Source organism: Peptacetobacter sp. AB845 (genome assembly GCF_047528295.1).
Classification (GTDB): domain Bacteria; phylum Bacillota; class Clostridia; order Peptostreptococcales; family Peptostreptococcaceae; genus Peptacetobacter.
Genome location: NZ_CP180001.1, coordinates 723157 through 737774 on the forward strand (window position 1 = coordinate 723157; position 14618 = coordinate 737774).

General features: G+C 30.0%; 7 protein-coding genes and 1 pseudogene. All 8 read left to right on the forward strand.

What is annotated here, in order from left to right; genetic code table 11:
- The first annotated feature begins 154 nt into the window (after positions 1–154).
- The 8 genes and pseudogenes from cbiQ to ACK2WO_RS03720 all read left to right on the forward strand — a co-directional run bounded on the left by cbiQ (position 155) and on the right by ACK2WO_RS03720 (position 14545).
- Positions 155–835: a cobalt ECF transporter T component CbiQ gene (cbiQ, locus tag ACK2WO_RS03685; RefSeq protein WP_414698392.1), complete on the forward strand. Its 681-nt coding sequence runs from the start codon at positions 155–157 to the stop codon at positions 833–835.
- Between the two features lie 213 nt (positions 836–1048).
- Positions 1049–1876 (forward strand): energy-coupling factor ABC transporter ATP-binding protein, encoded by an 828-nt coding sequence (locus ACK2WO_RS03690; RefSeq protein WP_414698393.1) that lies wholly within the window; start codon positions 1049–1051, stop codon positions 1874–1876.
- Between the two features lie 259 nt (positions 1877–2135).
- Complete coding sequence (locus ACK2WO_RS03695; protein ID WP_414698394.1) at positions 2136–4403, forward strand: DUF3553 domain-containing protein; 2268 nt, start codon at positions 2136–2138, stop codon at positions 4401–4403.
- A 63-nt stretch (positions 4404–4466) separates the two neighbouring features.
- Positions 4467–5737 (forward strand): annotated as a pseudogene (locus tag ACK2WO_RS03700) (M18 family aminopeptidase).
- A gap of 69 nt (positions 5738–5806) precedes the next feature.
- On the forward strand, positions 5807–6565 hold the full coding sequence (locus ACK2WO_RS03705) for a patatin-like phospholipase family protein (RefSeq protein WP_414698395.1): 759 nt from the start codon (positions 5807–5809) through the stop codon (positions 6563–6565).
- A gap of 132 nt (positions 6566–6697) precedes the next feature.
- Positions 6698–7216 carry a peptidylprolyl isomerase gene (locus ACK2WO_RS03710; protein WP_414698732.1) on the forward strand — a complete coding sequence of 173 codons (519 nt, stop codon included), beginning with the start codon at positions 6698–6700 and terminating at the stop codon, positions 7214–7216.
- A 572-nt stretch (positions 7217–7788) separates the two neighbouring features.
- Positions 7789–10716: a cell wall-binding repeat-containing protein gene (locus ACK2WO_RS03715; RefSeq protein WP_414698396.1), complete on the forward strand. Its 2928-nt coding sequence runs from the start codon at positions 7789–7791 to the stop codon at positions 10714–10716.
- A gap of 463 nt (positions 10717–11179) precedes the next feature.
- The gene (locus ACK2WO_RS03720) at positions 11180–14545 is read left to right on the forward strand and encodes a cell wall-binding repeat-containing protein (RefSeq protein ID WP_414698397.1); all 3366 of its coding nucleotides are present in this window, start codon (positions 11180–11182) and stop codon (positions 14543–14545) included.
- Positions 14546–14618: the final 73 nt, after the last annotated feature.

Here is a 14618-nt window from a genome sequence, read left to right on the forward strand (position 1 = left end):
ATTATAAAGATTAATAATTAATACTAACGATAAAATATATAATATGATTTAAATATATAATATAATGATTTAAAATATATAATATAATAATGATAGAAGGCTGCATGATTTGCAGCTTTTCTAGTATCTAAAATACATGAGGAGGAGAATATAAATGTTACTAATAGATAAATACGCTTACACAAATAAGCTAACAGACAAAAATCCTTACATAAAGGCGATATTCTCCATACTATTTTTAATCCTTTCATTGACGATTGAAAATAGAATTTTTCAAATATCTATAATAACAATTATGTCTATAACAATAATATCAACATCTAAAATGGGGATAAGTGAATATTTAAAGCTACTTTCAATACCTCTAATCTTTATGATAATGAGTATTTTGGCGATAATTATAAGTATATCCACAGAAAAATCGGATATGTTGACATATTTTACAGTAGGAAGTACCTACATAGGAATATCAAAATTTGGATTGATGAATGCATTAAGAATATTGTCTAGGTCTATAGCATGCCTTACATGTGTATATTTTTTAATGCTAACTACACCGTTCAACCAACTTATAAAAGTATTTAAAAAGATGCATATTCCCGACAATGTAATAGAAATTGCAATGCTTATATATAGATTTATATTTATATTTTTGGAGGAAGTTCAGGAAATATATAAATCTCAGGAAATGAAGCTTGGATATATGGGAATGAGAAATTCATACAATTCTCTGGGGTTACTTTTAAATATGCTTTATAAAAGAATGATGAAAAGATACGAAGATATGTCTATAGCATTAGATATGAAGCTATTTGATGGAAAATTCCATATCTAAGTCAGGATATTAAAAAATGTACAAATGAGATAATAAAAAATATACAAAGAATATAATAAAAATATGTATAAACATAATAAAAAGTATACAAAGAATATAATAAAAATATGTACAAATATAATAAAAAAATATATAAATAATATAATAAAAAAATTACAGATAGAATAATAAAAGTATATGCAAATAGGACAGTAAAAATGGGATGGTGAGAATATGTATAAAATAGAAAATCTATCATTCAAATATGAAAAAGATAAATATGCTTTAAAAGATATAAATATGGACTTTTCTAAAGGGGATATAATTGGAGTAATAGGTGAAAATGGATGTGGAAAATCCACTTTATTTATGAATATGACTGGAATATTAAAGCCAAATTCTGGAGAAATAAGATATAACGATGAAAAAATAAAGTATGGAAAGAAAGATTTGTATAATTTAAGAAAAAAGGTTGGAATAGTATTTCAGGATCCAGAAAAGCAGATATTCTACTCTAAAGTTTACGACGATATAGCATTTACAATGAGAAATATCGGAATGAATGAAGAGGATATAAAAAAGAGAGTAGAAAAAGCACTAGAGGCTGTAAATGGAAGCGAATTTATAGATAAGCCTGTTCAATTTTTAAGCTATGGTCAGAAAAAAAGGGTTGCGATTGCATCTGTAATAGCTATGCAAAATGAAACAGTGCTACTTGATGAGCCGACATCGGGGTTAGACCCTAGAAGTACCGATGCAGTTGTGGACATAATCAAAAATATGAAAAAAAATGGAACAAAAGTGGTAATCTCTAGCCATGATATGGATTTGATATACGAAATATGTGATTATGTTTATGTTATGAATAAGGGAGAAATAATAAAAGCGGGAAATCCTGATGATGTGTTTATGGACGAAAAAATGATAAAAAATGCAGGATTAAAAACACCTTGGATAATAAAAATCTACAACGAACTAAAAAATAACGAATTAAAAAATGGAGAAACAAAAGAAGAAACGAATTTAAAAACAATAAAAACAAAATTTGCACAGTATAAATAAAAATAGCTGTTGTAATTTTTGTAATGGCGTTTTGGTATGTAATCATGAATTAATTTGCGTCGACAATTCCACAAACGCCCCATACATTGAAATGTGTTACATAATAGTATGGGGCGTTGAGGACTGGAGAGCAAATAATTGTGATTACATGCCTAGAAAGCCTATTACAAAACTACAACAGCTTTTTTTGTCTACGTTGTCAAAAGTTGTAGAATAGCTTAAAATATATATTATAATCGAACAAAAGGAGAACACAAACATGAATTTAGATACATTAAATCCGTCTCAAAGACGGGCGGTTGAAAGAACTGAGGGGCCAGTTCTTATACTTGCAGGGGCTGGTTCGGGGAAAACTAGAGTGCTTACAACTAGAATTGCACATCTAATAGATAAAGGTGTACAGCCAGCAAACATACTTGCAATAACATTTACCAACAAAGCGGCAAATGAAATGCGAGAAAGAGTAGAAGAAACTGTAGAATCAGACACAAAAGATATGTGGATTAGTACATTCCACTCTTGCTGTGTAAGAATACTTAGAAAAGACATAAACAAAATAGGATACAACAGAAGTTTCGTAATTTACGATGCTGCTGACCAGGTAACACTGATAAAAGACTGCTTAAAAGAATTAAACATAAGTGACAAGGCATTTGAACCTAAAACAGTAATCAGTTATATATCAGGTGCAAAAGATAAATTAAAATCTCCAAAACAGTACAAAGATGACTGCGCTGGAGACCCAAGAATGTCTAAAATTGCGGATATATACTCTTTATATCAGGACAGACTAAAAAGAAATAGTGCACTTGACTTTGACGACTTAATAATAAAAACTGTAGAATTATTCAAGAAAAATCCAGAAGTATTAGACTACTACAGAAGCAGATTTAGATACATAATGGTCGACGAATATCAGGATACAAGTATGGCTCAGTACGAATTTATAAAACAATTAGCGATGGGGCACAAAAATATATGCGTCGTAGGTGATGACGACCAGAGTATATATGGATGGAGAGGTGCCGACATCAGAAACATACTTGAATTTGAAAAGGATTACGATGATGTTTTTGTAGTTAAATTAGAGCAGAACTACAGATCGACTCAGGTAATACTTGATGCGGCAAACCATGTAATCTCAAATAATATAGAAAGAAAAAGAAAAAAACTTTGGAGTGAAAAAACTGAAGGCGAAAAAATAAAAATAGAACTAGCAGAAAATGAGCTAGAAGAAGGAAGATTTATAGCCGAGACTATAATAGATAAAGTGCAGGGAGAAGGCAGAAAATACAGCGATTGTGCGGTACTTTACAGAGCAAATGCACAGGCTAGACCTATAGAAGATGCTTTAAACAGAGCTGGAGTTCCTTACAATATATATGGAGGAACAAAATTCTATGAAAGAAAAGAAATAAAAGACTTAATTGCATACCTTAGAATAATTGCAAACCCTCAGGACGACATATCTCTAAAAAGAATAATCAACGTTCCAAGAAGAGGAATAGGACTTAGAACGATAGAAAAAATAGAGGATAGAGCGAGTTTAAAACAGGAAAGTATGTACTCTGTACTTTTAGACATAGACTCAAACTCAGAAATATCTACAAAAGCTAAAAAACAGATAAATGGATTTGTAGATTTAGTAGGGACTCTTAGAGCAATAAAAGAAGTATATCCTGTAAGCAAATTGATAGAAAAAGTACTAGACAGTACAGGATACATATACGAGCTAGAAGAAGAAATGAAGAAAAATCAGAACAGCATGAATGGTAAATACGAAGAGGCTCAGGACAGAATAGACAACTTAAACGAGTTTATATCTATAGCACTTGAATTCGAAAATAGCGACGATGAAAACCTTGAAGATAAATCTTTAGAGACATTCCTTACAAGTGTGGCACTTACATCAGAAACAACTGAGGACGAAGAGCCAAACAGAGTATCTCTAATGACAATGCATACATCTAAAGGGCTAGAGTTCCCGGTTGTATTTATAACAGGAATGGAAGAAGGATTATTCCCAATCTCTAGAGCAATAAAATCTATGAAGGATTCAGACATAGAGGAAGAGAGAAGGCTTTGTTATGTTGGAATTACAAGAGCTAGAGAAGAACTATACCTTACAATGACTGAAAAAAGAACTCTTTACGGAAAGACAAATCATGCTATACAGTCTAGATTTATAGAGGAGCTTCCAGACGAGTGTATAGAGAAACTATACATGGGTAAAAGAGAACTAACATATACTAAGAGCAGCTACAATATATTAGACAAGTACACTAAAAAATACATGAATAGCATGAATAGAGAAGAAGTTGCTAAAAAAATGAATGCAACTAATAAAAATGAAAATAAAATGGCAGAACCTGAGGATATTAAACTAGGCTCAAAGGTATACCATCCAAAATTCGGTGTTGGAACAGTAGTCGCAATGGCTGGAAGTGATGTAACAATAGCCTTTGAAAATCAGGGAATTAAGAAGATAAACAAAGAATATACTACACTAGATCTAGTGAAAGAATAAAAATTGAAGTTTATTAAAAATAAAAATTAGGATGTGAGATAAATGAAAAAATTTGCAGAAAATATGTTAGATTTCATATACAAGAGTCCAACACAGTTTAATGCAGTTGAAGTATCTGCGGAAATGCTTGAAAAAAATGGATTTGAAAAATTAAATCCAAAAGAAAATTGGAAACTAGAAGTTGGAAAAAAATACTACACAACAAAAAATTCTTCGGCATTAGTTGCATTTAAAGTAAATTCTGATGAAGTTGAAAAAGAAGGGTTTAGAATAATAGGTTCACACACAGACTCTCCAGGATTTAGAATTAAGCCTAATGCTGAAATGGAAAGCTGTGGAGCATATTTAAAATTAAATACAGAAGGCTATGGCGGAATGATATTAAGCACTTGGCTTGATAGACCACTTGCTATGGCAGGAAGAGTATTTTTAAGAGGAGAAAATCCATTTAAGCCAGTAGAAAAAATTGTAAACATAAACAAACCAGTTTGCATAATACCAAATCTTGCAATACACATGAACAGAAGCATAAACGACGGATATAAATACAACAAACAGACAGATATGCTTCCTCTTGTTGGGTTAATAAACGAGCAGCTAGAAAAAGACAACTACATGGTAAAACTTCTAGCATCTGAATTAAATGTAGAAGTAGAGGAAATAATAGATTTTGATATATTCTTATACGAGTACGAAAAAGGATGTTTCACAGGAACTAATGAAGAATTCATATCTACTGGAAGATTAGACAACCTTTCAATGTACTATTCATCTGTTGAAGCACTATTAGATTCAGATTCAAAATCAGGTATAAGCATAGCAGTGGGATTTGACAATGAAGAAGTAGGAAGTGCTACAAAACAGGGAGCTGACTCAAACATGCTTTTAAACATATTAGAAAGAATCTGCATCTCTCTTGGAAAAGATAGACAGCAGTTCTTTGAAGCAATAGAAAATTCATTTATAATATCTTCGGATTTAGCACACGCTGTACATCCAAATATAAACAGCATGGCAGATCTACAAACAGACCAGTTATGGGAAAAGGTCCTGTAATAAAAGTTCACGCTGGACAGGCATATACAAGCGATGGATACTCAATATCTGTCTACAAAGAAATATGTAGAGCGTGTGGAGTAGAATATCAGGAATTTGTAAATAAATCCGACCAAAGAGGTGGAAGTACAATAGGACCAATATCTTCAACACATATAGATATACCTTCTGTTGATGTAGGTGCACCGATACTTTCAATGCATTCTATAAGAGAATTAGGATGTAGTGAAGATTTCTATAATACTTACAAAACTTTTATGAAATTCTATGAAATATAGAGTATAATATTCTATAACTATTAAATTAATTTGATAGTAAAATGAAAAATATGAAAGAGAGATGGAAAAATGAAAATAGCTCTATGTATAGAAGGTGGAGGCGCAAAAGGTGCCTATGAAGCAGGTGTAATAAAAGCACTTTATGACAATGGAATAAAAGAATATGCAGCAGTTGCAGGTACTTCAATAGGTGCGATAAATGGGTATTTTGTAACTACAGGAAATATAGAAAAATTAGCTTATATCTGGAACAACCTAGATGAAAATATGGGCGGTTCAGGAATAGAAATAGTAGATAACACAGTAAACAACGATGTAATAATAAAAGCTATGTACACACTTGAAGAGGGAAGTAGAAAAGATATACCTCTATATGTAAACTATGTAGAAGTAAACAATAAATGTGTAGAAGAAAAAGTAGTTGAAACTTCTAAAGAAAGCAAGGAAAAATGCCTTGAATATGTAAAATACAGCTCACTTCTTCCATTTAACCCTACAAAACAAAAAGGGTTTAAAGAAGGATTTATAGAAGATGTCGCAGATGGTGTGCATGACGGAAAATGCCTAGATGGTGGAATGAGCAGAGGACTTATAATAGATCCTGTTTTAGAAGTAAATCCAGATAAAATTGTAGTAATATCTACTAAAGACGACTACGAAATATCAGACGAATTAGCTAAAGAATTTGGAAAAGATAATTTTGTAATAGCTAGACCTAAGTATAAATTTGATCCAAGAGCTACATTAAACCTAAATGGAGATTTCTGTAGAAAAATATTTGCAGAAGGATACGAAATAGGTCAGGAATTAGCTAAAGAATTTAAATAGTTTGTACGAATGATATTATTAGACAATTGAGAATTTAAATAGTTTGTGCGAATAATGTATATTATACAAGTGCAAATTTTGATATAATATAGTGAGAATAAAGAAAGTGAGGATATTTAAATGGCTATAGAAATGAACAATCCAATAGTAACAATAGAAATGGAAAATGGTGGTGTTATAAAAGCTGAACTTTACCCACACATAGCTCCAAACACAGTAAACAACTTCATAAGCTTAATAAACAAAGGATTCTACAATGGTGTTGGATTCCACAGAGTAATAGAAGGATTCATGATTCAGGGTGGATGCCCAGACGGAACAGGAATGGGTGGCCCAGGATACTCAATAAGAGGAGAATTCACTGGAAATGGATTCACTAATAACTTAAAACACGAAAGAGGAGTATTATCAATGGCTAGAACAATGGATCCTAACTCAGCAGGATCTCAGTTCTTCATAATGCACAAAAATTCTCCACACCTAGATGGACAGTATGCTTCATTTGGTAGAGTTATAGAAGGTATGGATGTTGTTGATGAGATAGCAACTACTAAGACTGGTTGGGGAGATAAACCAACAGCTCCACAGGTTATGAAATGTGTTACAGTTGATACTTTAGGTAAAGATTACCCAGAAGTACAAAAATTCTAATGAGATAATAAAAATTTAAGAGATAAAATAAAAAAGACTAGTTTCTTTTACGAATATTTTAGTTTGTAAAGTGACTAGTCTTTTTTTGTACTTAGAAATATATTTATTATTATGAGATACATTTAATAAAAGGAATATTGCTAAAAATTATATATAGTACAAAATGAATTTTAGATGATTTTTTATTTTATTAAGTTAAAAAAATTTAATAATTAGAAAGTGAGATGAAAATTAAGAAATCATTAAGTTAAGAAGAGATACAGAATAAAATATTATTTGTAAATAAAAATATAAGGTTCGTATAATATGGAATATTAAGTATATAAAACTATTTTTAATGTACATTAGGCAGAACCAAAAATATTGGTATACTTTAAATATTCAAAAGTATAAGCTTATTTTATTAATGAAATTAAGAAAATAGCTTGTGTTTTTTTTTTTGGAGAGTATGATTATATTTGAGTATATGAAAAAAATATGAAGTTTGTTATGAAATGTTTTTATAAAAGGTTATTATATAAAAATAAAAAAAGTATTTTAAATGTAGTAACCTTATGAAAGGAGAGGGATTTATGAAAAAATTATTAAAAAAGGTTTTGGTATTAGCATTTACTTTAATGTTTACAATTTCATGTACGTTAAATGATAGTATGTTTGCTAATGCAATATCAGAATCTGAAGAAAATCATGATAATATTTGTGAATGTGGCTCTGATCATATTCATGATACCCATGATGGATGGATACCTTTAAAACCAGATGAGTATGGATATGTGAGATTATTTAAATTAAAATCAGGTAAATATTATGTGACTGAAGAATATTATAAAAATATAAAAAGGATAGAGGGTACTGTAGATGAAGACGTAAATATTACTCTATGCTTAAATGGATATACATTAGAAGTAAAAAATATTGAAGCACTTGAAAAATCTAAACTTACTATAACTGATTGCAAAAATAAAGGAAAAATTAATTTTGAATATGATAACTATGATTTAGATTTAAAATCTTCTTTGTTGTATGATTATAAATGTCATATAATTAACTCAGGAGAGGTAAATCTATGTGGTATTGGTTTAGATTTTAAATTAAATCGGAGTGTAACAGAAGAAATTCAAAATAAGTATTTAAAAGCTTATGAAGAAAATAATAGTGGGAATTCACAACAAATTGCATTTCCAATTTGTATAAAAAATCATGGTATTATGAATATTGTTAATTCTAAGATACACTCAGATTTAGAAAGTTTACCATATTATACAATTATGTCTACTAGTAGTGATCGTATTGGAAATGGCCGTTATGTAAAGGGGATAAATATTATAAATAGTGAAATAGATTCTCAATCTAGAGTAAAAAAAGATGGAAAAATAAGCACAGGTAAAACAAATGGTTTAAAATTAGTAGATGCAAATATAAAAAATAGTGAAATAAAATCTGATTACAATTCTATTACAGGATTTGATGACTCATTTGTAGATGGTACAAAAAATATTTATATAGAAAATAGTAGAATATTAGGGTCTAGGACAGGAATATTAATTGATTCAGGAAAATGGATAATAAATAACTCTGTAATATCTACAATGAAAGAAGGGCCATATGGTAAGGTAAATCTACCTTCTGAAAACTTTGAATCAGAAAATAAGCATGTGGGTATATATATTAAGAATCCTATTTATGGTGGTGATAATTCTTATGTAGAATTAAATGGAAATACAAAAGTAAAAGGTTATAATACTTTTGGAGTTTTAAATGACGGGGGATTAATAAAATTAAATAATAATTCTGAAATAATAGGTATTAATAATTTTATGCCTAGCGAGAAAACAGTTTATAAAGATTATGATTTATGTCAACATAAAGGTTCTTTTTATATAAATAATGATAATATAGAAAAAATATTTTGTTCTGAAGAAAAGAGTGAAATATATTTAGCATCTAACTTAAAAAAAGAAAAAATTATACAAAGATCAAAGGATTCATTTATAGTAGCATTGGATGAAAAGGATAGTAGATATAATGGAGCTGATATAATAATAGACTGTAGTTTTCAGTGGAATGGCAAAAGTGATGGCGATATTGTTGTAAAGGATATTACAGATGAGAATAAAGATAAGTTTAAGTTAATAGGAGATTATATTAAATTAGGATACTATTTAAGCAAAGAACCAGATGAGAAAGAAGAAGGAAAATTCAATTTAGTACTTAGACTTCCTAAGGAAGATGAATCTTTAGTATCATATGAATATCAAAATTCTGATAAAACTAAAAAATTACCGACAGAAATACTTCCTAAAATACCAAATAATGAACCAGTTAAAAAAGGAAGTAATATTTGTCCTAAAAAAATGGAAAATGTCAATGTAGAAGATGGAATATGGAAATTTAAAGGATGGATTCCTGAAAAAGTAGATAATATACAAAAAAATACTCACTTTGTTGGAACATGGGAATTTGTAAAAAATAGTACTGGAGGTGGAACAGTTACACCAAAACCAGATAAACCTGTTGTACCTAACAAGCCAACAGTACCTAATAAAGAACCAGACAGAATCGAAGGAGACGACAGAATAGAAACTGCAATAGAAGCAAGTGAAAAACTATATCCAAATGGAACAGACAAAGTTGTTCTTGCAAATGCAGAAAGATTCTCTGATGTATTAACAGCAAATCCATTTGCAGTTCAGGAAAAAGCATCAGCACTACTAACATACAAAGATAAACTTCCAGAAAAAACACTTAAAGAAATAGAAAGACTTGGAGCAAAGAAAATTTATGTAAGTGGTGGATATGAAGCCGTATCTAAAAAAGTTGTAGATAGCTTAGCAGCAAAAGGCTATGAAATATATAGATTTGACGGTGTTGACAGATACGACACAGCTAGAAAAATAGCTATAAAAATAAGAGAAAAAGGAAATACAAATGCAATAGAATTAGCTTCTGGAGAAGATTTCCCAGATGCATTATGTATGACACCTTTAGCAGTTAAAGACAATGCACCAATATTATTAACTAAAAAATATTCTATACCTAAATATACTAAACAGGCTTTAGCTGAATGGGATATAGAAAATATAAAAATTGGTGGATTAGAAGAAGCTGTTTCTAGAGAAGTTGAAAAACAGATAAAATCTGGATTTGCTATAGATAAAAATAGTAAAAAAGATTCAAATGTATATGACGGAGCAAAAGCTATCAAGAGAATAGGTGGAGCAAATAGATATGAAACATCAGCAAAACTAGCAGCAGAATCATATCCGGAATCTAAGCTTGGTGTATATGCAACAGGAGAAGATTTCCCAGATGCACTAATAGCTGGAAACTATGCAGGAAGAAAAGAAGCTCCGGTACTATTAGTTAAAAGAGATTCTCTACCAGAAGTAGTTGAAAAATATACAACTGATTCTAAGATAGAAAGAGCAACTATAATAGGTGGAGTAAACGCTGTCAGTGATAAAGTATTCAACCTTATAAAATATGCTATAAATAGATAGTATAAAATAAAGTGTAAATAAAACGGAATATAATAAATAAAAAAATCATCAATCTAAAAAATAGGTTGATGATTTTTTTTATTTTATCAATCTTTTAAATTAGTAAATTAAGGTTTAAAAACATAAATATTAAATTAATAAAGATATATAAAAATAATCGAATTTAATAAAATAAAGTATAATATACTAAAAATAGAGAAAAAATTAATAAAACTAAACTATAGAAAATAACTATAGCATTATAGATACATCGGAAAATTTTATAAAAACGAAATAAAACGACAAATTACAAAAAAAATATTAAAAATAGGAAAAAACTATTTACAAAATTAAAAAAAATTTATAAAATAAAAAAAGAAATAATTGGTATATACCTTATGAAAATATAGAACAACTAAAATTTTGTATTTTAACATAAGAAATACTATTATTTTAAAAAGTTAATAGCTTATAGGAGGACAATATGGGAAGGTTTAAAAAAGCAATTGCGACACTTCTAGTTGCTTGTATGACAATGGTTACTCCAGCGTCATTAGGTATGGCTAAAGTTTCTGCTAACGAAGCCAACAAAACAAAAATGAGTGTATACTCAATAGATGCAGGTAGAAAATTTTTCTCAGTAAATCAGATTAAAGAAATAATCGACACTGCAAACAAAACAGGATACACACATGTTCAGTTATTATTTGGTAATGATGGATTAAGATTATTACTAGATGACATGACAATTACGGCAAATGGGAAAACGTATGCGAGTAATGATGTCAAAAATGCAATAAAAAGCGGAACAAAAAAATATTATGACGATCCAAATGGAACAGTTTTAACACAGAAAGATATGGAATCTATATTAGCATATGCTAAATCAAAAAACGTTAAAATAATTCCAGTTGTAAGTAGTCCAGGACACATGGATGCTATATTAAATGCAATGGAAACTTTAGGAATAAAGAATCCAAAATTCAACTATCAGGGAACAGTTTCTAAAACTACTTTAGACTTAGCAAACAAAAATGCAGTTGAATTTACAAAAGAATTAGTTGAAAAATACGCAAAATACTTCAGCGGAAAAGTAGAATACTTCAACTTCGGTGCAGATGAATATGCAAATGATGCAACTTATCATGGACCAAGCAAAAAATCAGGATTCCTAGTTCTTCAGGAAGAAGAATTATACGACGACTTTATAAGATACATCAATGAAATATCTTCTATGGTAAAAGAAAACAACATGAAACCAATATGTTTCAATGATGGTATATACTACAACAAAGACGAAAAAAATGGAACAGTAGATACAGATATAACAGTTGCATATTGGACTCCAGGGTTTGATAGATATTCTCCAGCTCCAGCTAAATTCTTAATAGAAAAAGGATTTAAAATATTAAATACAAATGACAACTGGTACTATGTTGTTGGACGTAACGGAGCAGGTTGGTGGTATGGTTCTGGAATGGCCACTGACAGTATGAAAAAATTCAAATTCGACAGAGTTGTTGGAACTGCTGACGATGAAAAACCACTTCCAATAGTTGGTAGTATGGCTTGTACTTGGTGTGATGAACCTAAGAGCACATACGACCCAACAGTAGTAAAAGGTTTAATGGAATTATTTGCTAGTGAAAACAAAGATTTCATATATCCAAAAGCTAACTACGTTAATGTTGAAAATGCAATAGCAAAAGCACCAAAAGATTTATCAAAATACACTGAAGAAACAGCTTACAATTTAAATAAAGCAATAGCAGCTGTAACATACGGTGAAAAATTAGAAGATCAGAAAAAAGTTGATGCTATGGCATCTGAAATAACAAAAGCTACTAAAAACTTAAAAGTAGCTACAAGTAAAAAGAAAAAATCTGCTATATTCTCAATAGATGCAGGTAGAAAATATTTCTCAAAAGATCAGTTAATGCAGATAATTAACAAAGCTCACAAAAACGGATACACAGATGTTCAGTTAATATTAGGAAACGATGGACTTCGTTTTGCATTAGATAATATGGACATAACTGTAAACGGTAAAACATACAAAAGTGACGATGTTAAAAAAGCTATAACTAAAGGAAATGAATTATACTACAACGATCCTAATGGAGACTATTTAACAGAAGTTGAAATGAATGAAATATTAGCTTTAGCAAAAAGATTAGGTATGGGTGTAATACCTGTAATAAACTCTCCAGGTCATATGGATGGTATATTAAATGCTATGGAAGCTTTAGGAATACAGAATCCTCAGTACAGCCACAACGGTAAAAAATCTACTAGAACAATAGATTTAAACAACAAAGAAGCAATAGCATTCAATAAAGAATTAGTAAAAAAATATGCAACATACTTTGCCGAAAAAGGAAGTAAAGTATTCAACTTCGGTTGTGATGAATATGCAAATGATATAGATTCATCTAAAGAAGGATACTACAACGGATGGAGTAGACTTCAGGGTGAAGGAATGTATCCTAAATTTGTAACTTATGTAAATGACTTATCAAAAATAATAAAAGATGCTGGAATGAAACCAATGTGCTTCAATGACGGTATCTACTACAATAAAAAAGATGAATACGGCAAATTCGACAAAGATATAATAATATCTTATTGGACAGCTGGATGGTGGGAATTCTACGTAGCTCCAGCAGCATACCTATACGACAAAGGACATCAGATAGTAAACTTAAATGATGGATGGTACTGGGTATTAGGAAGCCATAAAACAGAAGACAACAAACTTCCATACAAATACGAAGATGCTATGGCAAACATAGAAAAATTCGATTTCAATAAAGTTGCAGGAGATAGCTTAGCTGTTCCTACAATAGGAAGTATGCAGGCTGTTTGGTGTGATGAACCATCTAAAGAGCATGATATGGAAAAAGTAATGAACTTAATGGATGCTTATTCAGCAAAACACACTACATACCTAAAAAGACCAGGTATGAAAGTTAATGTTGTTGAAAGAATAGAAGGCGAAAATAGATACGCAACTTCTTTAGCAGTAAGTAAAAAAGCATTCTCTAAAGCAAATAAAGTATTCTTAGTATCTGGAGAAAAATTCCCAGATGCATTAAGTGCATCTTCTTTAGCTGCTAAAGGAAATGGTCCAATATTATTAGTAAACGACAAAAATGTAGATAAAATACTTTCTGAAGTAGAAAGATTAAAAGCTAAAGAAATAGTTTTAGTTGGTGGAGGATCTATATCATCTTCTAACAAAACTAAAGTAAAAGAATTTGCTAAAGAAAATTCAGCAACTGTATCAGAACTTTCAGGAAAAGATAGATATGCTACAGCTGTAAAAGTTGCAAACCAGACTATAGCTAGATTTGGAAATAAAGGAAAAGTTATAATAGCTGACGGAAGAAATTATCCAGATGCTGTATCAATAGCTCCTTATGCTTCAAAAGAAGGAATACCAGTACTTTTAGTAAATGGAAACAAAGTTTCAAACGATGTTAAAAACTTCGTAAAGAAAAATAATATAAAAGAAGCTATAATAGTTGGTGGAACAAAAGCTGTTGGAAAAGAAGTAGAAAAATCATTCAAAAAGGTAGTTAGAATAGCTGGTGCTAATAGATATGAAACATCTACAAAAATAGCAGAAAAATTCTTTGCAAAAGCAGATGGAATATTCATGGCTAGTGGAGAAGAATTTGCAGATTCATTATCTGTAAGCTATTATGCAGGTAAGAAAAATACACCGGTTGTACTTACAAGACCAAATAGACTTCACGACAACACAAGAAAATACATGGAAAATAATAAAAACAAAAAATACTATGTTATAGGTGGAGAAAACGCAGTTACTTCAAACCTATTCAACTAAATTTAGAATATGAAAAAAGTCGCCAATATGAAAATATTGGTGGCTTTTTACATGTATGATTAATAAATTAAAA

Coding starts and splice junctions, on each gene's coding strand:
- ACK2WO_RS03705 (WP_414698395.1), top strand. CDS start 5,807: ATGAAAATAGCTCTATGTATAGAAGGTGGAGGCGCAAAAGGTGCCTAT.
- ACK2WO_RS03690 (WP_414698393.1), top strand. CDS start 1,049: ATGTATAAAATAGAAAATCTATCATTCAAATATGAAAAAGATAAATAT.
- cbiQ (WP_414698392.1), top strand. CDS start 155: ATGTTACTAATAGATAAATACGCTTACACAAATAAGCTAACAGACAAA.
- ACK2WO_RS03695 (WP_414698394.1), top strand. CDS start 2,136: ATGAATTTAGATACATTAAATCCGTCTCAAAGACGGGCGGTTGAAAGA.
- ACK2WO_RS03720 (WP_414698397.1), top strand. CDS start 11,180: ATGGGAAGGTTTAAAAAAGCAATTGCGACACTTCTAGTTGCTTGTATG.
- ACK2WO_RS03715 (WP_414698396.1), top strand. CDS start 7,789: ATGAAAAAATTATTAAAAAAGGTTTTGGTATTAGCATTTACTTTAATG.
- ACK2WO_RS03710 (WP_414698732.1), top strand. CDS start 6,698: ATGAACAATCCAATAGTAACAATAGAAATGGAAAATGGTGGTGTTATA.